This window comes from uncultured Acinetobacter sp. (assembly GCF_947626835.1).
Lineage (GTDB): Bacteria > Pseudomonadota > Gammaproteobacteria > Pseudomonadales > Moraxellaceae > Acinetobacter.
In genome coordinates this window covers 1-20687 of the sequence record NZ_CANQTS010000017.1, presented here as the reverse complement: position 1 = coordinate 20687, position 20687 = coordinate 1, and the positions used below count along the sequence as shown (strand labels likewise).

At 40.9% G+C, this 20687-nt stretch carries 24 protein-coding genes; 16 read left to right on the top strand and 8 right to left on the bottom strand.

Annotated elements, in window-relative coordinates; all coding sequences use genetic code 11:
- Window positions 1-28: 28 nt before the first annotated feature.
- The 12 genes from Q0Z55_RS08095 to Q0Z55_RS08040 all read left to right on the top strand — a co-directional run bounded on the left by Q0Z55_RS08095 (window position 29) and on the right by Q0Z55_RS08040 (window position 9280).
- On the top strand, window positions 29-868 hold the full coding sequence (locus Q0Z55_RS08095; protein ID WP_297426809.1) for a zinc ABC transporter substrate-binding protein: 840 nt from the start codon (window positions 29-31) through the stop codon (window positions 866-868).
- A 172-nt stretch (window positions 869-1040) separates the two neighbouring features.
- A complete protein-coding gene (locus Q0Z55_RS08090) occupies window positions 1041-1433 on the top strand; it encodes an ATP synthase subunit I (RefSeq protein ID WP_104989260.1) in 393 nt (130 codons plus the stop codon).
- A gap of 112 nt (window positions 1434-1545) precedes the next feature.
- Window positions 1546-2421 (top strand): F0F1 ATP synthase subunit A, encoded by an 876-nt coding sequence (atpB, locus tag Q0Z55_RS08085; RefSeq protein ID WP_104989259.1) that lies wholly within the window; start codon window positions 1546-1548, stop codon window positions 2419-2421.
- Between the two features lie 80 nt (window positions 2422-2501).
- Window positions 2502-2747, top strand: coding sequence for a F0F1 ATP synthase subunit C (gene atpE / locus Q0Z55_RS08080; protein WP_104989258.1), 246 nt, complete (start codon window positions 2502-2504; stop codon window positions 2745-2747).
- A gap of 39 nt (window positions 2748-2786) precedes the next feature.
- Window positions 2787-3257: a F0F1 ATP synthase subunit B gene (locus Q0Z55_RS08075; protein WP_297426797.1), complete on the top strand. Its 471-nt coding sequence runs from the start codon at window positions 2787-2789 to the stop codon at window positions 3255-3257.
- A gap of 12 nt (window positions 3258-3269) precedes the next feature.
- Window positions 3270-3806 carry a F0F1 ATP synthase subunit delta gene (locus tag Q0Z55_RS08070; RefSeq protein ID WP_297426794.1) on the top strand — a complete coding sequence of 179 codons (537 nt, stop codon included), beginning with the start codon at window positions 3270-3272 and terminating at the stop codon, window positions 3804-3806.
- Window positions 3807-3848: 42 nt separating this feature from the next.
- Window positions 3849-5393 carry a F0F1 ATP synthase subunit alpha gene (gene atpA / locus Q0Z55_RS08065; protein WP_297426792.1) on the top strand — a complete coding sequence of 515 codons (1545 nt, stop codon included), beginning with the start codon at window positions 3849-3851 and terminating at the stop codon, window positions 5391-5393.
- Window positions 5394-5480: 87 nt separating this feature from the next.
- Window positions 5481-6350 (top strand): F0F1 ATP synthase subunit gamma, encoded by an 870-nt coding sequence (gene atpG / locus Q0Z55_RS08060; RefSeq protein ID WP_297426789.1) that lies wholly within the window; start codon window positions 5481-5483, stop codon window positions 6348-6350.
- 26 nt (window positions 6351-6376) lie between these two features.
- A complete protein-coding gene (gene atpD, locus Q0Z55_RS08055) occupies window positions 6377-7771 on the top strand; it encodes a F0F1 ATP synthase subunit beta (RefSeq protein WP_297426786.1) in 1395 nt (464 codons plus the stop codon).
- A gap of 26 nt (window positions 7772-7797) precedes the next feature.
- Window positions 7798-8217: a F0F1 ATP synthase subunit epsilon gene (locus Q0Z55_RS08050; RefSeq protein WP_297426783.1), complete on the top strand. Its 420-nt coding sequence runs from the start codon at window positions 7798-7800 to the stop codon at window positions 8215-8217.
- A gap of 91 nt (window positions 8218-8308) precedes the next feature.
- On the top strand, window positions 8309-8950 hold the full coding sequence (locus Q0Z55_RS08045; protein ID WP_297426780.1) for a hypothetical protein: 642 nt from the start codon (window positions 8309-8311) through the stop codon (window positions 8948-8950).
- A 24-nt stretch (window positions 8951-8974) separates the two neighbouring features.
- On the top strand, window positions 8975-9280 hold the full coding sequence (locus Q0Z55_RS08040; RefSeq protein WP_297426777.1) for a hypothetical protein: 306 nt from the start codon (window positions 8975-8977) through the stop codon (window positions 9278-9280).
- Here the strand turns inward: Q0Z55_RS08040 and Q0Z55_RS08035 are convergent.
- From Q0Z55_RS08035 to Q0Z55_RS08015, 5 genes are all read right to left on the bottom strand, one after another.
- Window positions 9259-9705: an ATP-binding protein gene (locus tag Q0Z55_RS08035; protein WP_297426774.1), complete on the bottom strand. Its 447-nt coding sequence runs from the start codon at window positions 9703-9705 to the stop codon at window positions 9259-9261. The two genes, Q0Z55_RS08040 and Q0Z55_RS08035, sit on opposite strands and share 22 nt — an antisense overlap.
- A 61-nt stretch (window positions 9706-9766) precedes the next feature.
- Window positions 9767-10762 carry a pirin family protein gene (locus Q0Z55_RS08030; protein WP_297426770.1) on the bottom strand — a complete coding sequence of 332 codons (996 nt, stop codon included), beginning with the start codon at window positions 10760-10762 and terminating at the stop codon, window positions 9767-9769.
- Between the two features lie 127 nt (window positions 10763-10889).
- Window positions 10890-11447: a hypothetical protein gene (locus tag Q0Z55_RS08025; protein WP_297426767.1), complete on the bottom strand. Its 558-nt coding sequence runs from the start codon at window positions 11445-11447 to the stop codon at window positions 10890-10892.
- A gap of 134 nt (window positions 11448-11581) precedes the next feature.
- Window positions 11582-11986, bottom strand: a complete 405-nt coding sequence (locus Q0Z55_RS08020) for an RcnB family protein (RefSeq protein WP_297426764.1) — start codon at window positions 11984-11986, stop codon at window positions 11582-11584.
- Window positions 11987-12172: 186 nt separating this feature from the next.
- Window positions 12173-12718 carry a glutathione peroxidase gene (locus Q0Z55_RS08015; RefSeq protein ID WP_297426761.1) on the bottom strand — a complete coding sequence of 182 codons (546 nt, stop codon included), beginning with the start codon at window positions 12716-12718 and terminating at the stop codon, window positions 12173-12175.
- A gap of 198 nt (window positions 12719-12916) precedes the next feature.
- Here Q0Z55_RS08015 and Q0Z55_RS08010 point away from each other — a divergent pair, with 198 nt between their 5' ends.
- Window positions 12917-13795, top strand: coding sequence for a DMT family transporter (locus Q0Z55_RS08010; RefSeq protein WP_297426759.1), 879 nt, complete (start codon window positions 12917-12919; stop codon window positions 13793-13795).
- A gap of 375 nt (window positions 13796-14170) precedes the next feature.
- Here the strand turns inward: Q0Z55_RS08010 and Q0Z55_RS08005 are convergent, their stop codons facing one another.
- Genes Q0Z55_RS08005 through Q0Z55_RS07995 form a run of 3 tightly spaced genes read right to left on the bottom strand, consistent with a single transcriptional unit; the run spans window position 14171 to window position 17115 of the window.
- Window positions 14171-14740, bottom strand: coding sequence for a Sua5/YciO/YrdC/YwlC family protein (locus Q0Z55_RS08005; protein ID WP_297426878.1), 570 nt, complete (start codon window positions 14738-14740; stop codon window positions 14171-14173).
- A gap of 50 nt (window positions 14741-14790) precedes the next feature.
- Window positions 14791-15936 (bottom strand): DNA-processing protein DprA, encoded by a 1146-nt coding sequence (gene dprA / locus Q0Z55_RS08000; protein WP_297426756.1) that lies wholly within the window; start codon window positions 15934-15936, stop codon window positions 14791-14793.
- A 24-nt stretch (window positions 15937-15960) separates the two neighbouring features.
- Window positions 15961-17115 (bottom strand): LysM peptidoglycan-binding domain-containing protein, encoded by a 1155-nt coding sequence (locus Q0Z55_RS07995; RefSeq protein ID WP_297426753.1) that lies wholly within the window; start codon window positions 17113-17115, stop codon window positions 15961-15963.
- Between the two features lie 120 nt (window positions 17116-17235).
- Between Q0Z55_RS07995 and def the strand changes: the two genes are divergently transcribed.
- The 3 genes from def (at window position 17236) to Q0Z55_RS07980 (ending at window position 20324) form a co-directional block, all read left to right on the top strand.
- Entirely contained in the window at window positions 17236-17754 is a 519-nt protein-coding gene (def, locus tag Q0Z55_RS07990; RefSeq protein ID WP_297426750.1) for a peptide deformylase, read from the top strand.
- 73 nt (window positions 17755-17827) lie between these two features.
- Window positions 17828-18220 (top strand): DUF2946 family protein, encoded by a 393-nt coding sequence (locus Q0Z55_RS07985; protein ID WP_297426747.1) that lies wholly within the window; start codon window positions 17828-17830, stop codon window positions 18218-18220.
- Window positions 18221-18293: 73 nt separating this feature from the next.
- Window positions 18294-20324: a TonB-dependent copper receptor gene (locus Q0Z55_RS07980; RefSeq protein WP_297426744.1), complete on the top strand. Its 2031-nt coding sequence runs from the start codon at window positions 18294-18296 to the stop codon at window positions 20322-20324.
- The last annotated feature ends 363 nt before the right edge of the window (window positions 20325-20687 follow it).

Below are 20687 nucleotides of genomic sequence, written 5' to 3'. Positions count from 1 at the left end.
GCAGTTAAAAATCTAGCGATCTCTCCTCATGTCCCGTTTCATTGCATTTATATCACTGGCTTTGTTCACAAGTTTAGCGTGGGCACAAGGTCTTGTGGTCTCTACACAACCTATTTACTTGATTGCCAAGGAAATCACCAAAGGCGTGGAAACACCGACCTTATTGTTGGCCGATCAAACAGGACATGATGTCAGCTTAACTCCCAAACATCGTAAGCTCATTCAAGATGCTGATTTGGTGCTATGGTTAGGTCAGGCGCATGAAGCGCCGCTTGAGCGCTTATTGGGTCAAGACAAAAAAGCAGTGGCTTTATTGGATTCAGGAATTTTACAAACTTTACCGTTGCGTAGTACCCGTGGGGTAGCCATTAAAAATAGTGTCGATACGCATGTCTGGCTTGATCCAAATAATGCAGTGCGTATTGGCTTTTTTATTGCTGCATTACGTTCGCAGCAAATGCCTGAAAAACGTGAGCTGTATTGGAACAATGCTAAGCAGTTTGCGCACAATATGTTAATGACTGCACAAAAATATAGCCGAAGCAGTAGCGATAAAAGCTATTGGGCTTATCACGATGCTTATCAATACTTAGAACGTGCTTTAAATCTTAAATTTGCTGGTGCTTTAACTGATGATCCGCATGTAGGGGCAACAGCGGCACAGATTAAATATCTCAATGACAACCGTCCATATCGTCAAATGTGTTTATTGGCTGAAGGGCATGCCAGTAAGAGTCAGTACCAAAAGCTTGGCAAAATTGTTTTTGCTGAAGTAGATGAAAGCATGGCACATGAACAAGATTTTATTCAAGCTTGGCAAGGTTTAGCTGACAAAACTCACAACTGTTTACTAAGTGCTCGGAATTAACTTAAAAAATAATCAATTTTGTAATGTTACAAGTGGATTACAAAGCGACAAAAAAACGCGACTAAGGTCGTTAAACGATTGCATGTTGAGGGGGCTAACTCTATAATGCCTGCGATAAAAAACGATCACCAGTTAAACTTGTCAAGCATTTATGCTGTGAGTGGATAAATAAATGAGCCGAACTAGTCGCTTGATTGACCGACGATTAGCGAAAGCTTTGGTCTTCCTACAAGCATTAATGATTCCAGTCTCAGGTCTTTTGGCTTGGGTGGTGAAGGATACGACGGCTGCCATCAGCGCTGCACTTGGTGCACTCGTCTGTTGGTTAGCAAGCTGCTACTTTACGTGGCAGTCGTTTCGTACAGCAGGTGCTCGAGCTTCGCAACAGGTTTATGTGAACATGTTTAGGGGCTTAATGGGTAAGTTTGCGATTGTGATCGTAGGATTCATTTTGATTTTGAGTAATGTCAAACCGTTGTCAGCGGGGGCATTGTTCTGTGGTTTTATTCTCGTTCAAGCCATGTCGTGGGTCGCACCTTTTTGTGTGTCACGTCTAAAACGATGAGTATCAGCACAAGCAAAAATTGAAAAGTTTTTTGGAGTTGAGCGAGATATCAAGCAGCACGCGATGTTCGCTTATCTCTATATTAGTATTTGACATTGACCAGGTGTGATTTATGGCTGCTGAAGAACATGCCCTTACTTCGACCGAGTATATCAAGCATCACTTGACTAACATGACGTATGGCAAAATGCCAGACGGTTCTTGGAAGTTAGCTGAAACTGCTGAAGAAGCTCAACAGATGGGGTTCACTGCTATTCATTTGGATTCAATGGGTTGGTCAATTGGCCTTGGTATGATTTTCTGTTTTCTGTTCTGGGTTGTGGCGAAAGCTGCAAACGCTGGTGTTCCGACCAAGTTCCAGTCTGCAATTGAAATGATTATCGAGTTTGTTGACTCAAATGTTCGCGACACTTTTCATGGCAAATCGCGTTTAATCGCACCGCTTGCATTGACCATTTTCGTGTGGATTTTCCTCATGAACGCAATGGACTTAATCCCAGTTGACTTTATCCCGTATACAGCTCAATTGATTGGTGCACACGTATTTGGCATGGACCCGCATCACGTCTACTTTAAGATTGTTCCAACAACAGATATCAACGTGACTTTAGGTATGTCGTTGTCTGTTTTTGCTTTGATCTTCTTCTACGGTATTCGTGCGAAAGGTTTAGGTGGTTTTGCAGGCGAATTTGCATTCAACCCGTTTAGTTCAAATAATATTGTATTTAAAATTTTACTAGTTCCAGTAAATTTAGTTTTAGAGTTAGCGACTTTCCTAGCGCGTCCAGTTTCATTGGCTCTACGACTGTTTGGTAACATGTATGCAGGTGAGTTAATCTTCATTCTGATTGCACTATTACCGTTCTGGATCCAATGGGCATTGTCTGTACCTTGGGCAATTTTCCATATTCTTGTAATTACACTGCAAGCTTTCGTATTTATGATGTTGACCATCGTGTACTTAAGTATGGCAAGTGAAAAACATTAATCGTATTTTTTTATCTAATTGTTCGTTAATGGTTAGATGATTATTAGTTTTGATTTAACCTAACATTTGAGGATTTTTTCATGGAATTAGTACTTGGTTTGTCTGCTATTGCAGTCGCAATCTTAATTTCTTTTGCTGCATTAGGTACTGGTATTGGTTTCGCACTATTAGGTGGTCGTTTCCTAGAAGCTGTTTCTCGCCAGCCTGAACTTGCTCCACAACTTCAAACACGTATGTTCATCGTAGCGGGTCTTCTTGATGCGATCCCAATGATCAGTGTTGGTATTGGCTTATTTATCCTATTCGCTAATCCATTTGTAGGTTAATCAGCTTAATTCCGAAATTCACTATTTGAGGAATTTGCAATGAATATCAACCTCACATTGTTTGGCCAAGCGATTGCGTTTGCGATGTTTGTCGCATTCTGCATGAAGTTTGTATGGCCACCACTAATCAATGCGATTAGTGAGCGTCAGCGTAAAATTGCTGACGGCTTAAATGCGGCTGAGAAAGCAAAAGCTGACCTTGCGGATGCGCAAGCACAAGTGAAAGCCGAACTCGACGCAGCTAAAGCACAAGCGGCTCAATTGATCGAACAAGCGAACCGTCGCGGCGCGCAATTAGTAGAAGATGCGCGTGCTCAAGCAGCAGCTGAAGGTGAGCGCATTCGTCAACAGGCTAAAGAAGCTGTTGATACTGAAATCAATGCAGCTCGCGAACAATTACGTCAACAAGTGGCTGCTCTTGCAGTAGCTGGTGCTGAGAAAATTCTTAGCCAGCAAGTTGATGCAGAAGCTCACAATGCCATGCTGACTCAGCTGGCTGCTAAACTTTAAGAGAGGCGGATTATGGCTGAACTCTTGACGTTAGCACGCCCTTACGCAAAAGCAGCATTTGCTTACGCTTCTGAGCAAAACGCAGCTGACTCTTGGTCAAATGCGCTTACTTTGCTCAGTGCTGCGGTGCAAGACGAAGCATTTTCAGCTTATCTAAATCGCCCTGAGCTTAATCCTGCTGAGCAGGTGAGTCTTTTTGCTAAAGTTTTAGGTGAAGACCAAACCGCAGCAGTGTCAAACTTTTTGACATTGCTTGCTGAAAATGGTCGTTTGAGTCTTCTACCTGAAATTCAAGCAGAATATGAACAGCTTAAATCACAGAATAACAATATTGTGGATGTCGTAATTGAATCGGCATTCCCATTAACTTCTGTACAAGAACAATTACTTGCACACGCCTTAGAGAAGAAATTCCAAGCAGCAGTAAATGTTTCTGTAGAAGTTAACCCGGCATTGATTGCGGGTGTGGTTATTCGTGCAGGCGACCAAGTGATAGATGATTCTGCGCTTAATAAGCTTGAAAAAATGCGTACTCGTCTTCTTGCGTAATTGCTCGAAGACTGAACTTTAAAAAGATTGAGGTATAGCGCAATGCAACAACTGAATCCATCCGAGATCAGTGCGCTCATTAAACAGCGTATCGGCGATCTGGACACCAGCGCAACCGCTAAAAACGAAGGTACCATTGTTATGGTATCTGACGGTATTGTGCGCATTCACGGTCTTGCTGACGCAATGTACGGTGAAATGATCGAATTCGACGGCGGCCTTTATGGTATGGCACTGAACCTAGAACAGGATTCAGTGGGCGTCGTTGTTTTAGGTAACTACTTAAGCCTTCAAGAAGGCCAAAAAGCTCGTTGCACAGGTCGTGTATTAGAAGTTCCGGTTGGTCCAGAACTTTTAGGCCGTGTAGTAGATGCTCTTGGTAACCCGATTGATGGTAAAGGCCCGATCGATGCAAAATTAACTGATGCTGTTGAAAAAGTAGCACCAGGCGTAATTTGGCGTCAATCAGTGGATGAACCTGTACAAACTGGTTATAAATCAGTAGATACAATGATTCCAGTCGGCCGTGGTCAGCGTGAGTTGATCATTGGTGACCGTCAAACTGGTAAAACAGCAATGGCGATCGATGCGATCATCGCTCAGAAAAATTCTGGCATTAAATGTATCTATGTTGCAATTGGTCAAAAACAATCGACGATTGCTAACGTAGTACGTAAGTTAGAAGAAACTGGCGCTATGGCGTACACTACTGTTGTAGCAGCAGCGGCAGCGGATCCAGCAGCAATGCTTTTCCTTGCTCCGTACTCTGGCTGTACAATGGGTGAATACTTCCGTGATCGCGGTGAAGATGCGTTAATTATCTATGATGATTTGTCTAAGCAAGCTGTTGCTTACCGTCAAATTTCATTGTTATTACGTCGTCCACCAGGTCGTGAAGCGTATCCAGGTGACGTATTCTATCTTCACTCGCGTCTTCTTGAACGTGCTTCGCGCGTTTCAGCTGACTACGTTGAGAAGTTCACGAATGGTGAAGTTAAAGGCCAAACTGGTTCATTAACTGCTTTACCAATCATTGAAACTCAAGCGGGTGACGTATCTGCATTCGTACCAACGAACGTAATTTCGATCACTGACGGTCAGATCTTCCTTGAAACATCATTATTCAACGCAGGTATCCGTCCTGCTGTGAACGCGGGTATCTCTGTATCTCGTGTTGGTGGTTCAGCGCAGACTAAAGTTATCAAAAAATTGTCTGGTGGTATCCGTACCGCTTTAGCGCAATACCGTGAACTTGCAGCGTTTGCTCAGTTTGCTTCTGATCTTGATGAAGCAACGCGTAAGCAACTTGAACATGGTCAACGTGTTACTGAATTAATGAAGCAAAAACAATATGCTCCATATTCAATCGCTGACCAAGCTGTTTCAGTTTATGCATCTAACGAAGGTTACATGACTGACGTTGAAGTGAAGAAAATCGTAGACTTTGATGCTGCGTTAATTTCTTACTTCCGTTCTGAACATGCTGCGTTAATGCAAAAAATTGACCAGACTGGTGCTTGGGATAAAGAAATCGAAGCTGAATTTAAAGCGGGTATTGAAAAGTTCAAAGCGACTCAAACTTACTAATTGAGCAACGGCTCATTTAGTCTGGGTTTGGTTCACGGAATCAACCTTCGAGGGCTCGCAAGGGCCTTCGAATACTAGGTTAAGCGTATGGCAAATTTAAAAGAAATTCGCGCCAAAGTAGCTAGTATCAAAAGCACGCAGAAAATTACTCGCGCGATGCAGATGGTAGCAGCTTCTAAGATGCGTCGTGCGCAAGAGCGCATGGCTCAAGGCCGTCCGTATGCCGAAAATATGCACCGTGTAATTGCTCATTTGGTTCAAGCGAATCCTGAATACAAACACCGTTATATGGTTGAACGTCCTGTAAAGCGCGTTGGCTATATCATTGTGTCTTCAGATCGTGGCCTTGCTGGTGGTTTGAACATTAACTTGTTCAAGAAAGTGGTCAAACACGTTCAACAGCAAAAAGAGCAGTCAATTGAAGTTCAATTTGCTTTAATTGGTCAAAAAGCGGTTTCGTTTTTTAAAAACTACGGCGGTAAAGTACTTGGCGCGACTACGAATGTAGGCGACACCCCAAGTCTTGAACAGTTATCTGGTTCTGTACAAGTGATGTTGGACGCTTATGATAAAGGCGAGTTAGATCGTATTTATCTAGTGTCAAACGGCTTTGTTAATGCCATGACTCAAAATCAAAAAATCGAACAACTTGTTCCTTTAGCTGCGGCTGATGAGAACGAGAATCTTAACCGTCAATATGGTTGGGATTATATCTATGAGCCACAAGCTGAAGAGCTTCTTAATGGCTTATTGGTTCGTTACATTGAGTCTGTGGTGTATCAAGGTGTGATTGAAAACATCGCATGTGAGCAGTCTGCACGTATGGTTGCTATGAAAGCTGCAACTGACAACGCAGGCGAGATCATTAAGAGCCTACAACTTATTTATAACAAGCTGCGTCAAGCCGCGATTACTCAGGAAATTTCTGAGATCGTTGGTGGTGCCGCTGCCGTTTAACATTATTTTGAATTGAGGAGACAGCAATGAGTGGCGGTCGTATCATTCAGATCATCGGCGCGGTTATCGACGTCGAGTTTGAACGCAACAGCGTTCCTAAGATCTATGACGCTCTCCAAGTTGACGGTACTGAAACTACATTAGAAGTTCAGCAACAACTTGGTGATGGCGTAGTTCGTACTATTGCAATGGGTTCTACTGAAGGCCTTAAGCGTGGTTTGAACGTAACTAACACTGGCGCGCCAATCTCTGTACCTGTAGGTACAGCGACACTTGGTCGTATCATGGACGTTCTTGGTCGCCCAATCGACGAAGCTGGTCCTGTTGCAACTGAAGCGCGTTTACCAATTCACCGTCAAGCGCCTTCTTATGCTGAACAAGCGGCTTCTACCGACCTTTTAGAAACTGGTATTAAAGTCATTGACTTACTTTGCCCGTTCGCTAAAGGTGGTAAAGTTGGTCTGTTCGGTGGTGCCGGTGTTGGTAAAACTGTAAACATGATGGAGTTGATCAACAACATCGCGAAAGCTCACTCAGGTTTATCTGTGTTTGCTGGTGTTGGTGAGCGTACTCGTGAAGGTAATGACTTCTACCACGAGATGAAAGACTCTAACGTACTTGACAAAGTAGCAATGGTCTACGGTCAGATGAACGAGCCACCTGGTAACCGTTTACGCGTAGCGTTGACTGGTCTTACTATGGCTGAGTACTTCCGTGACGAGAAAGACGAAAACGGTAAAGGCCGTGACGTATTATTGTTCGTAGACAACATCTACCGTTATACACTAGCAGGTACTGAAGTATCAGCACTTCTAGGTCGTATGCCATCTGCTGTAGGTTACCAGCCTACACTTGCAGAAGAGATGGGTGTTCTTCAAGAACGTATTACATCGACTAAGTCTGGTTCTATTACGTCAATCCAAGCGGTATACGTACCTGCCGATGACTTAACAGATCCATCGCCTGCTACAACGTTTGCTCACTTAGACGCAACTGTTGTATTGAGCCGTGACATCGCATCTTCTGGTATTTACCCAGCGATCGATCCACTTGACTCAACTTCACGTCAGCTAGATCCACTAGTAGTTGGTGCTGAGCATTACGAAATTGCTCGTTCAGTTCAAAACGTTCTTCAACGTTACAAAGAATTGAAAGACATTATCGCAATTCTTGGTATGGACGAATTGGCAGAAGAAGACAAACTTATCGTGTATCGCGCACGTAAGATCCAACGTTTCTTCTCTCAACCGTTCCACGTAGCTGAAGTGTTTACTGGTGCTCCTGGTAAACTTGTACCGCTTAAAGAAACGATTCGTGGCTTTAAAGGTCTTTTAGCTGGTGAATACGATCACATCCCAGAACAAGCGTTCTACATGGTTGGTGGTATTGACGAAGTACTTGCTAAAGCTGAGAAACTTTAATTAGTTCCCTAATTTAGGAGATTCTCATGGCGACTATGCAATGTGATGTTGTAAGTGTTAAAGAGTCTTTGTACTCAGGCACGATCAGCATGATTATCGCAAAAGGTGCTGGCGGTGAATTGGGTATTATGCCTGGTCATACACCATTAGTTACTTTGCTCAAGCCTGGCGCGATCCGCGTTGTGCTTGAAAACGGTACAGAAGAGTTAATCTATGTATCTGGTGGTGTTCTAGAAGTTCAACCGCATGTTGTTACGGTACTTGCAGATACTGCAGTCCGTGCAGAAAACTTAGATGAAGCGGCAATTATTGAAGCACGTAAAAATGCTGAAAACTTGCTTGCAAATCAAAAGAGCGATTTGGACACTGCTGCTGCATTAGCTGCTCTTGCAGAAACTGCTGCTCAGTTAGACACGATCCGCAAAATCAAAAACCGCGCTCAATAAGACGTAGTTTAAGATCGAAAAAGCCACTCATTTGAGTGGCTTTTTTTATGTTATAAATAAGTGAAATGATAAATAAAGAAAACATGATGATATGAAATTGTTTCTTAAGATGATTCTCACATTCCTCTTTATTTTTATATCTATTTGGTTCTTTGCTACCTATGTAATCTTACCTATATCAATGGATAAAGGTGCTACTTTGGCATCTTGTCTAAGTATGGGGGCAACGTTGTACGCTGCTGTAGTCGCATATTTGTTAGTCGGTTATTGGAAAGTTCAGCATAGAGAAAATTTAAAAAGTAATTACTTTCAAAAAATTTTTAATAAATATGTGGATTTAAAAAATGAAATTTCTACGCTTCAAAACTTGCATGATTCTTGGTTGGAAGAAATTTATAGCAATCATGGTGAGATTACAGACTTTGACGATGGAGGCTTAATTAAGCAAATTTTCAATGTAAATGCTCATTTAAGAGAGATAGTTAATAGATTTGAATATTATCAAATCATATTTCATGATAATCGTTACGAAGCAACAATCAAAGATTTTAAAAGTGAATTAAATCAGCTATTAAATCCAATTTTGGAGAAATATCATGAGTATAAGGGAGAAGTTTGTAACTCAACTCATTTAAAAAATGCTGAGCTTTTTAAAAATCGATTACCATTAATTATCGAAAAATATAACGATAGTATTTGCAGACTGATGTCAGAAAATATTATTTTCAAATAAGAAATATGAAATTAGAAAATTTTTATGAAACTCATCCAACAACAAGCCCATTTTTGGGAACTTTACCAAGATCAAAAAAACTATTATTTAGGCTTTGCAATCGATACAGGCGATGCCATGCATTGTTGGCATTTACAGTTAACTCAGCAGCAAATTTTAGATTATCAGCAACAGGGTAGAGCTGCGCTTGAACAGCTTGCAAAACAATTGAGCCAACAGGTTTATCAAGCCAACTTTACTCAACTCAAAGCTCAACAAGTAGATACCGCTACACAAGATAAGATGCAAGCAGCCTTTAAACAATGGCATCAAACAACTTCTAGTAGCTGAATTGAAAATTGTTGATCATCTACAATTTGAACCTGAAAAATTTCAGCAAAACCCTCAGCTAATTGAGGTATTTCTAGTTTTTTATAGGTTGCTCGTACACCTGCTTCAGGAATATTGGCTTTGCCTATGCGTTGCCGATTACGCTTTAAAGTACTGTTTAAATCAGTTGCAAAATAATAGGCAATCACCTCAAAGCCTGCATCATAGGCACGTTGAATATAGCGACCACGTGATGCAACATCAGGGTTGGTATTGTCAATCACCATTTTGGTTTTTGAAGCTAAACACGCTTCGAAAATCATATTTTCACGATGCCGAGTTTTCAGCATATCTAAATTTAAACGCAAATGCGTGTGATAAAAATATTGCTGATAAAAGGTAGACTTACCCGAGGCTTGTACCCCACACAATAAAATAAGTTGCATATCTCAATCATCTAAGTGCTAGCAAAATTGAGCATATGCTGACACGTCTTATTAAGCAATATTAAGATTCTTGTGGGAATTCTTCACGCTCACCACCGTTATAAGTTGAAAAACGGGGTTGTTCACGCTTAAAGGTAGGGGCAGCACTTGACCACGGCCAGTTGCCAAATTGGGTGGCGCGATAGCGTCCAAAAGCCTCATCTAACTCTTGTTGAGTATTCATGACAAATGGGCCACGCATCGCCACAGGCTCGCCAATCGGTTCGCCCTCTAACCATAAAATACGTGCTTCTTGATCACCTGCTGTTAAGCTGACTGCTACATCTGGTTGGAGTTCTATAAGATGTTTAGATTGTAGGCTCTGATCAAAGAGTTTTAATTCTGAGCCTTGATAAAAGTAGGCAAAGCGAGTGGAAGTAGCTGTAGTTGCAGGAATGGTGACACTGCTATGTGCAGTAATTTGGATCAGAAAAATATTCACATGATTTTCATCGCTAGCAGCCCAAGAATGTGTTGGGCAAGCTAAAGCAACTGTTTGATTAAATTGACCTGCCACCACACGAATATCAGCAATACTGCCTTGTGTATCCTCTAAATAAACATGTGGAATATCTTCGCGCCACAGCATTTTATAGTCAGGGTCTTGCTGCTTTTGTGTAGAAGATGAATTAAACCAAATCTGAAAAAGCTCTAAGGGGTTGGCTCGATCTTGGTGAATCAGCGGAAACATTTCACAATGTTCAACCCCATTGCCTGTACTGAGCCATTGCACATCACCGGCAGCATAACGACCAGCATTACCAAGCGAATCAAAATGATCAATTACCCCTTGTTCAACTAAGGTAATGGTTTCAAAGCCGGTATGTGGATGTTGCGGAAAACCGGGCACAGTTTCACCATAATACATATGATATTCTTGATTTACAGCAGGATATTGAGGCCCCAGCTCGGCATTGCCTTCAGGAAAATGATCGATATGATGTGCTTTAAAAATAAAAGGATCTTTTAAATCTAAACGAAATGTAACAGGCACGATAGAGTAAATGGACTGATGCATCTGCTATTCCTTATTGTTTTAATTTTTATACATGCTAGCAAGCTTTCAACACAGCGTATGTTATGCATCTGATGTGATGCTGTAATCAAGTCGTGAAGCCTAAATGGTTTAGACTTCACTAGGCGTTTTAAGACTCTGCTTTTTCCTGAGGGATTAACATGGCTGCAAGTTTAAGCATTTCACCTTGTACATTGCCCATTTGTGCTTCAATTTGTTTAAAGTCAACAGTGGCAAAGTCTAATTTGCCATTTAAGAAATCAGAATTAAGCACTTTTTCATTGGCTGCAATGATATTGCTACGAATTTGATCAATTTCCTGACTTTTTAAATCTAAGCTCACCAGTGCTTGATTAAAGCCAGTCAACTGACTTTGTAAACTCGTGGCTGCTTGTTCAAGTTTTTGCGCATCTTTTAATTCAACTGCATCTTGTAACTCAGTTTGAGTTTGCTGCAACTCTTCAATATAACTGCCGGCTTTGAGTTGTACATCTGCGACATCACGTACAATTGAAAACATGCTGCCTGATTTTAATTCAGCTTGAACATCTTCAGATGCACTTTGCGTCATTTCTGGCTCAGGTTGCGCAGTTGCCTCAGGTGCAGGCGTTTGGCCACATCCTAACAGCATCACGCTAAGACCCAATAACACCGTAGGCGTAGTCACGCGCTGTAAAACCTTTGTCATGCCTAAAAACACCAAAATATCTAATCGTAATCACAAGATACGACATAAATATGACCAAATAAGGAATTTTTTGTAAATACACAACAAAAATAAAAAACAGCGTTACTACGCTGTTTTAAATCTAGCTGAATATCTTAGCGTACCACTTTAATGACCTTATAGGTTTTGCTATCCATCAGCACATAATCACCATTGACCTTAATCCATGTTTGATTGGCTTTAGGTGGGGTGAGCTTCTTAGATTGTTTGTGATCAATCTTATAGTGCTTGGCCTGAAATTGTGCAGGAACTTTGCTGCCTGATTTCCAATCGCGTTTTGGTTGTTCACCTTTTTTAACCACATGTTGTTTAGGCATGTTGGGTTTATGCTGCTCAAATTTGGCAGGGGCTTTATGGGAGTTCGGTTTATGTTGCTCAAATTTACTCGGTGCTTTATGTTGTTGTGTAGCTTGATGCTTATGGTCAGGTGGTGCAGCAAAAGCAGAAGTTGCTGCTAATACGCTAGAGATTGAAAATACTACGGCTTTTAATAATTTCATTTTTAGAACCTATCTGTATTACTTGGGATAGGCTTAACTTAACAATAAGATTTTGATAAATAGAGAATAGACTGTTGTTTAAATATAAAAATTAAGCAGAAATGATGAAAAAATTACGTAGAGATCATGAAGATGAGTAAGGCAAGAAACTGTGTCTAGCCCTAAAACTAGACACACCTACATGACTTATTTAGCAAGCTCAGCTTCAATTGCACTAACAATACGTTCATCGTCGGCTGTGATGTCTGGTGCAAAACGCGCAACAATTTCACCATTTTTACCAATTAAAAATTTTTCGAAGTTCCAAAGCACTTCAGGTGGTTGATTTGGTGTTAAACCATAATCTGTTAAATCTTTAACCCATGGGCCTTCACCAATACGTTCAGGAATAGCTTGGGTGAGGGCTTGATACAACGGATGTTTATCTTCACCCACCACAGTAATTTTGGCGAATAGTGGAAAATCAACTTGGTAGTTAAGACTACAAAATTGCTGAATTTCCTCATTGCTGCCCGGTTCCTGTGCCAAGAAATCATTGGCAGGAAAACCAAGAATTTCTAAACCTTCGGCTTTTTTGTTTTGATAAAGTTGCTGTAAACCTTCATATTGTGGGGTTAAACCACATTTTGACGCCACATTTACAATCAGTAAAACTTTGCCTTGATATTGGTTTAATGTCGTTTGCGTACCACCGATGGTTTGCACGGCAATATCATATACACTGTTTGTCATAAACGATCCTTATTTGTTTTAAGCAAACCCTGTTGTAACGATAAAATTGCGCAGCGGCAAGTAAAAATTGTTGTCTTTAGCCTATATGTACAAAAAGCCAATGTGATGTGCATGCTTTTAAAGCAAAGGCAAATACACCTGAAATGAATTATAGAAAAACAGCATATGACTGAAAAAATAATACTGAAGGATCACAATATGACACAGCAACGCATAGCATGGTGGGTAATTTTATTACCAATGACAGCTGTTGTGATTTGGTCATTGAATATTGTGGTCACACGTTATGTCACCGATTTTATTGAACCGATGAGTATTAGCTTTTATCGTTGGTTGTTGGCATGGCTGTTATTAACTCCATTTATGCTGCATAAAACTTGGCAACAGCGACAATTAATTCAACAACATAGCTTAAAATTGGCAATTTTAAGTGCCTTTGGCATGTTGCTATATCAAGGTTTGGCTTATAGCGCAGCACATTATACGACCGCCACTAACATGGGCTTAATCAATGCCTTTATTCCGATTTTTACTATTTTTGTCGGTATTTTAATTTTAAAAGAATTTCCTAATCGCTATGCTGTAATTGGCAGTATTTGCTCATTTTTGGGTTTGCTATATGTGCTTGGACAAGGGCAGTTTGACGCAATTTTAAACTTGGGTCAGCACACGGGTGACCTGCTGATGTTGTTGGCCGTTTTCTTTTATGCTTTTTATGGGGTGTTTTTAAGAAAATGGCAGTTGGCATTGCCTTTAATGCTGATGCTATACGTGCAGGTGTGTTTTGCCTTGCTCTATCATGTACCCATCATTGTTTATTTTGGTTTAGATCCTATCACTCAAGATAATGTTGTGAGTGTGGCGTATGCCGGAATTTTCCCCTCATTGTTGGCACCTTTGCTGTGGATGAAAGCGGTACAGCAACTTGGTCCGAATCAGACCAGTATCTTTATGAACTTAATGCCAATTTTTACGGCTTTGATCGCTTATTTTTGGCTGAATGAACAATGGAGCATATATCATACGCTTGGTGGAATGGTGATTGTATTGGCTGTATTGTTGGCTCAGAAAAAATAATTAGATTAAAAAAATAAACAAAAAAGTTTTATTTTATTTATTTTTTTCACCTCTATACTGCAAAAAATCACGACAGCGAGAGGTGTTAAAAATTAGCTGAGTTTTTTTAAAAATAAATAAAAAATAGTCAGATAAATTGAACATAAGGGTAAAAAATTACTTATCTAATATATTTTTAGTCTAAATTGAGTTTAATATTATATTTGTTTAAACTATATGATTAACACATAATACCGTCATCGCAGATACTTAAGTTATTCTTAACGATCTTAAGTTGCTCCAGATTTGTAGACCCTCTGGATGTGATTTACACATCCTTTTTATGCTCAGCCGTCCCTATATGGCTGAGCTTTTTTTTGCCTAAAATTTAATGATTTAGCTTCGAATCACTGCGCCTGTTTCAGCATCTAAAATGCGACTTGTTTCACAACTTAAACCTAAATCACCATTCAGATAATTTAAATCTTGATGAAAATATTGCATAGCATCTTGTAAAGAACGTGCAGGCTCAAGGCCTGCAGGATTGGCGCTTGTTGATACAATAAAACGATCAAAGGCAGAACACAGTGCTACACATAGTGGGTGATTGGTCACACGTACTGCCACTTTGGGATGATTGCCTTTAATCCAAGTTGGAATTTCATCTGTTGCAGGCAGTAACCATGTTGTGGCGCGTTCACTGGCTGCTTGATTACGCCAAGAGTGTTCTACTTGAGCACGGATGTCTGGATCTAAATTGACTAGTAAAGATTCTACTTGACCTAAGTGAGCAGCAAGTAAAATAACCCCTTTTTCAATTGGGCGTTGTTTTAAACGTAAGATTTCTAAAAATGCCTCTTGGTTATACGGATCACAGCCTAAACCCCAAACGGCCTCTGTAGGATAAGCCAGAACTTGGCCTTGTTTAAGACATTCTGCAGCTTCGGTAACAGAGGTAGTAATCATCGACATTTTTATCTTTTCCCATGTGACGTGTGAAAAGACTATTGTGAACCTTATTGCGCTGAACCACAACGCAAGTACAGACCTGACTGCTGCATTGCTAAACCAAACAGTTCAAGTTCCATAAGTTTTGCGGTTAAATCCGCTGCGTCTAGCTGTAAACGTGCACAAAGTTGGTCAAGGCTTTGACCTTGCCAATCAAGTGTTGTGTAGAGTGCTTGTAAATGTGCAGGGACTTTAGGTTCAGCTACAGGTTTTATTGTAAGTGTAGCTGTATGTTGTGGATGCAATTGTTGATGCTGCCATTGGGTGGCTAAGGCCAAATCTTCAACAATTTGCTCAGGATGATCGACCAAAGTCGCACCTTCGCGAATGAGTTGGTGGCAACCTTGATGATGGTCACTATAAATATGTCCCGGAATCGCAAAGATACTTTTACCTTGCTCGGCCGCAATTTTGGCCGTAATTAAAGAACCACTTTTTAAAGTCGCTTCTGCTACTAATACACCTAAACTTAAACCACTGACAATTCGGTTACGTCTTGGGAAATTGTGCTGTAAGGGGGGGGTAAACGGTAAAAATTCAGTGATGACTGTGCCACCTTGGTCAAGAATCTGTGTTCTTAAGTTGTGATGTTGGCGTGGATAAGTTTGATCTAAACCCGTTGCCATCACCGCCAAAGTACGTCCATGCTGTAAACCACCTAAGTGAGCAGCTTCATCAATACCTAATGCTAAACCACTATTAATATAAAAACCTTGTTCACTTAAATAGTAGGCAAAATCATAAGCTACTTGGCGTCCATGGGGGCTTGGTTTACGACTGCCCACAATAGCAATTTGCGCTTCGTTTAAGATATTGAGCTGACCTTGCCCAAAAATCAGTGGTGGTTTATCCACATAGTTTAAAAGTTGCTGTGGATAAGCATCGTCTTGAAACGTGACGATAAAATCGCTGTGAGTTTGTATGCTATGCAGGAGTTTTTCAAAATGAGCTTGCTGTAGCGGTTGTTCAAATTCTTGGACACGTTTGACATGACTACGGTGTAAATTTAAAATGGCCCAGTCATGCCGTGCCGCAATAGCACTGGGGACTGAGCCATAATAGTCAAGCAGCTTATAAAAACTCGACAAGGAATGTTGCACTAAATACCACAAGCAAATGAAATCGCGTTGCGATTGTGAGAGCTGTTGCAACATACCTCACCTCGTTGTTTTTATCGTTTATTCATCATCGCTTGGAGTGACTAAGTTTGCGCCAACTTTAATTGGCAATTCACTACTTAATACATAGCCATAGCTAAATTGATCAAAGGTTTTAAATACCATGAGTTGACCAATACGCTGACCCGGCAATTGAATACGTTCTTTTGTTTTTGGATCAGTCACGATTTCACCTTGTTGTGAAATGCTAAACACATGTCCACTTTGTACGCCGTGTTGGCTACCACGATCTAGAGTAACAACACTACCCAGCGCGGCTGTGCCAATTGAACCTTGTACACGAATAACTTTACCATCTTTGACCACATTATCAGTTTCTACTGGGTAGAACAATGTTGGCAGCATTGGGTCATAAATTGGTAAAACACGATCACCACGACGCACTTCATAGCTAAAGGTGTCAGTAATTTCTAGTGTGGTGATGTCGTCGCTATTTTTGCTGGCAATAGCGGTGGCTACTTGAGTAAGTTCTAAGGCAACAGGGTATTTACGTCCTTTGGCATCAGTGGCTGTGTACGGTTCGCCTTCACGGTAAATGGCATAACGCTGACCGGCTTCTAAACCTGCACCGCGTGCATAAACTGTTTGTCCTTTAGCGGCTAAAACACGTTGATCTGCTGCACCTATAATATAAGGAGTCGCATCTAAAGCATTTGGTGCAATGATATGTGAGCGCTCAAGGAAGTTTTTAATATCATCAAGTGCAATCACAGGAATGGCATTATTTAACGACTCAAGGCGAACCTGAGGTTGTAACTTTTGGTCGCCTAAATAACGACTAATAATTCCGGCACAACCATCACCTTCGTCTTTACCTAAAATCGGACGACCTTGATAATCACACATTAATAAACGGTCACCGGGGAAAATCCAATGTGGATTTTTAACATGTTTATTGCTTGCCCAAATTTCACGCCAGCGTAGAGGATTCTTTAAAAAGCGCTTTGAAATATCCCACAGGGTATCGCCTTTTTTGACCACATAGACGTTTGGTGCATCGGCTTTTAACACAGGTGGATTGACATTGCGTGCAGGTGCCGCCTCAGCGGTTGCGATCATACCTAGCCCCAAACTCGCACACACTGCAACAGCCAATACATGCTGTTTAAACCCCAAGACACGAAAAATAGCTGTGTCTGTCAAAACTTTTTTCATTATCATAATTCCTAAAATTATGTATGCAGTTGCGTTATAATAACGATCTTACACACAATTTTCTGATGAAGCATTCCTTCATTGGTTTTTTTAGTTCAATGGCAGAGTTGAGGACGCAGTATGGCCTTATTACCTATTTTAAGTTTCCCGGATCCCCGTCTTCGTACCATTGCGAAACCTGTCGAAGAAGTTACTGATGAAATTCGTCAGCTTGCCGCAGATATGTTTGAAACGATGTATGCAGCACCTGGTATTGGTTTAGCTGCAACGCAAGTTGATCATCATATCCAATTGATCGTCATGGATTTATCTGAAACCAAAGATCAACCATTGGTGTTCATTAATCCAAAGATTACCCCACTGACTGAACAAACCCAACCGTATGAAGAGGGCTGTTTATCTGTGCCTCAAATATACGATAAAGTTGAGCGTCCGTCACGCGTAAAGATCGAAGCACTGAATCTTGAGGGGCAAGCGTTTGAGATGGAAGCAGATGAACTTCTCGCAGTTTGTATTCAGCATGAAATGGATCACTTAAATGGCAAATTGTTTGTCGATTATTTGTCTCCATTAAAGCGTCAACGTGCGCGTGAAAAAGTGGAAAAAGTGGTGCGTCAACGCCAAAAAGTGCAACGGTAAGTTTAAAAACTGTTTTGTTGGTTAGTATATTTGTTATACTCAAGCCCATACTCCATGTATGGGTTTTTTGTTCTTGGTGATGCGAAGCGGGTTGCTACTGGCGTTAGTCGCGGTGGCTTTACAAATCGCTGTTTTTCTACAGCCTCTACTGCCGATGCAATATCAGGTTGCGCCGGTGTGTGAGACCATCACCCAAGCATTATTAAATCCCACTTCTCCTAGTCATCATGCACATACAGCTGAGCATGCTGCTGACCACACACATCATCACGATGCCAATCATCAGTGTCAGTATTGTACTGTTTACAGTAACTTAGTTTTGCCGCCTGATTTAAGCATTAAAGAAGTGCTTGATCGTATTTTGGTACGTTTTTATGCATGGAAAAATCAAGCAGCTTATGTTTGGTTTGTACTGCAACGACTATTTTTACTGCCGCAAGGGCGAGCCCCACCACTTTTTGCATAAATTTCGATTGTTTGTTCTAGGGTCTTGATTGGCTCTAGCCCCCTCGTATTTATGTTTTAAGTGAGATCTTTTGATGCGCTCAGGTCAATTTTTACTTCAGCCTTTAGTGGCTACGATGGCGATCGCCTATTCAACCACAACTTTGGCGGTTGAAACCCCAACCCATGCTTTAACTGCGATTGTGGCTACGGCACAAACAGGTAACGATGCCAATGGCTTAATTGTTCGTGCTGATCCAAAACAACCGATTCAGCCGATTCCTGCCTCAGATGGTGCAGATTACTTACAAAGTATTGTGGGTTTTAGCGCAGTCAATAGCGGAGCAGGTACCAATGGTGATGTCACGTTCCGTGGCATGTTTGGCTCACGTATTAAAATCTTAACCGATGGCACTGAAAATTTAGGGGCTTGTCCAAGTCGAATGGACTCCCCAACCTCTTATATTTCACCTGAAAGCTATGATCAAATTTCGGTGATTAAAGGCCCACAAACGGTGCAATATGCCAACACAGGTTCAGCAGCCACCGTAATTTTTGAACGCCGTCCTGAAGATTTTTCTCAAGATCAAAACTATCGTGGTCAAGCGAGTGTGGTGGTGGGTTCTTATGGACGCTTGGATCAAAATATCGAAGCAGCAGTGGGTGATGAGCAAAAATACATTCGTCTTAATACCAATCGTTCGGTATCTAATAGTTATCAAGATGGTGATGGAAAAACAGTCCCATCCGATTGGAAGCGTTGGAATGCAGATATTGCTTTAGGATGGACACCCAATGCAGATACATGGGTTGAACTCACAGGTGGTAAAGCAGATGGTGAAGCAGTCTATGCAGGACGTGCCATGGACGGCTCTAAGTTTGCCCGCGAAAGTTTAGGTTTACGTGTTGAGAAGAAAAATGTCAGTGATGTAATCGAAAAGATTGAAGCACAGATCAATTATAATTTTAATGATCATGTGATGGATAACTATAGTTTACGTAAACCACCAATGATGCAGATGGCAACCAATGTGGCCCGTAAAACGCTAAACGCACGTTTAGCCATGACCCAAGAATGGGACAACATGAATTTGATCACGGGGATCGATACGCAAAACAATGAGCATAGCATTCGTAAAACAGATGCTATGCAAGGCATTGTCTATCAAGATCAGCCGCGTATGACGGATATGAAATTTCAATCATTTGGTGGTTTTGGTGAACTGACTTATCAATTTGGTGATGAAAATCGCTTAGTATCCGGTGTGCGAATCGATCAAGTCGAAGTTAAAGACCAACGTAATGTCACCGCTTCTTTGGATAAGCAACGTGAACATACTCTATTTAGTGGTTTTGTACGCTTTGAAAATACCCATCCTGACCATGATGATGGCAAAACCTATATCGGTTTAGGTTATGTTGAGCGTATGCCTGATTATTGGGAGTTGTTCAGTCCGAAATCGGGTAACGGTCAAGCCAATACCTTTAACCAAATTGACACTGAAAAGACCTTCCAACTTGATCTTGGTTATCAACATCAATATGCTGGATTTAATTCTTGGGCATCGGCTTATGTCGGTCTGATTCAAGACTATATTTTAACTACCTATCTCCCGACAGGAGCAAACCAAGCTTTAGAAGCGCATAGTCGTAATGTCGATGCCACCATTGCAGGTGCAGAAGCGGGTGTGGGTTATCAATTTAGCGATGCAATCCAAGCAGATGTGAGTGCCATGTATGCATGGGGTAAAAACACGAGCAATAACACACCATTACCACAAATATCTCCATTAGAGGGACGTATCAATTTACGTTACGTGCAAGACAACTACAACCTTGGCTTATTATGGCGCATAGTTGATGGCCAAAGCCGTATTAGTGAACGTGAAGGCAATATTGTCGGCTATGATGTTAAAAAGAGCACAGGTTTTGGCACACTTTCGTTAAATGGCACGTATAAATTAGCTCAGGATGTTGATCTATCAGTCGGTATTGATAACGTACTAAATAAAACGTATGCCGAGCATTTAAACAAATTGGGTAATGCAGGTCTTGGTTTTGCCGCAACTGAGCAATTTAACAATATCGGACGCAACTATTGGACACGTTTGAACATGAAGTTTTAGACTTAGGTGCTTAATGTAAGTTAAATCCTGAAAAAGCCACAATGTTAGGTTGTGGCTTTTTATTTAATGAGCTATGAAAAAGAAGTTATAAAGAGTAAATATAGCAAAAAATAATAATTTGGATTAAAAATTGCACAATTAATCACTTTTAGTTATATTTTTTTGGTTTGGGGCTTGTTTAACTGAAAAAACTATCTATAATCGCCCTCCATCAGCAGCGCTTGATTAAATTACTTCAAGATAGTGCTTGACTCTTATGAGATTAAGAGTATTATTGCTGACCTAACTTGCTAATGACGAATTAGCGAGTAAATCATTAAGAGATTATGAAGAACAACTTGTGTGGATTTTTACTGGTTGATC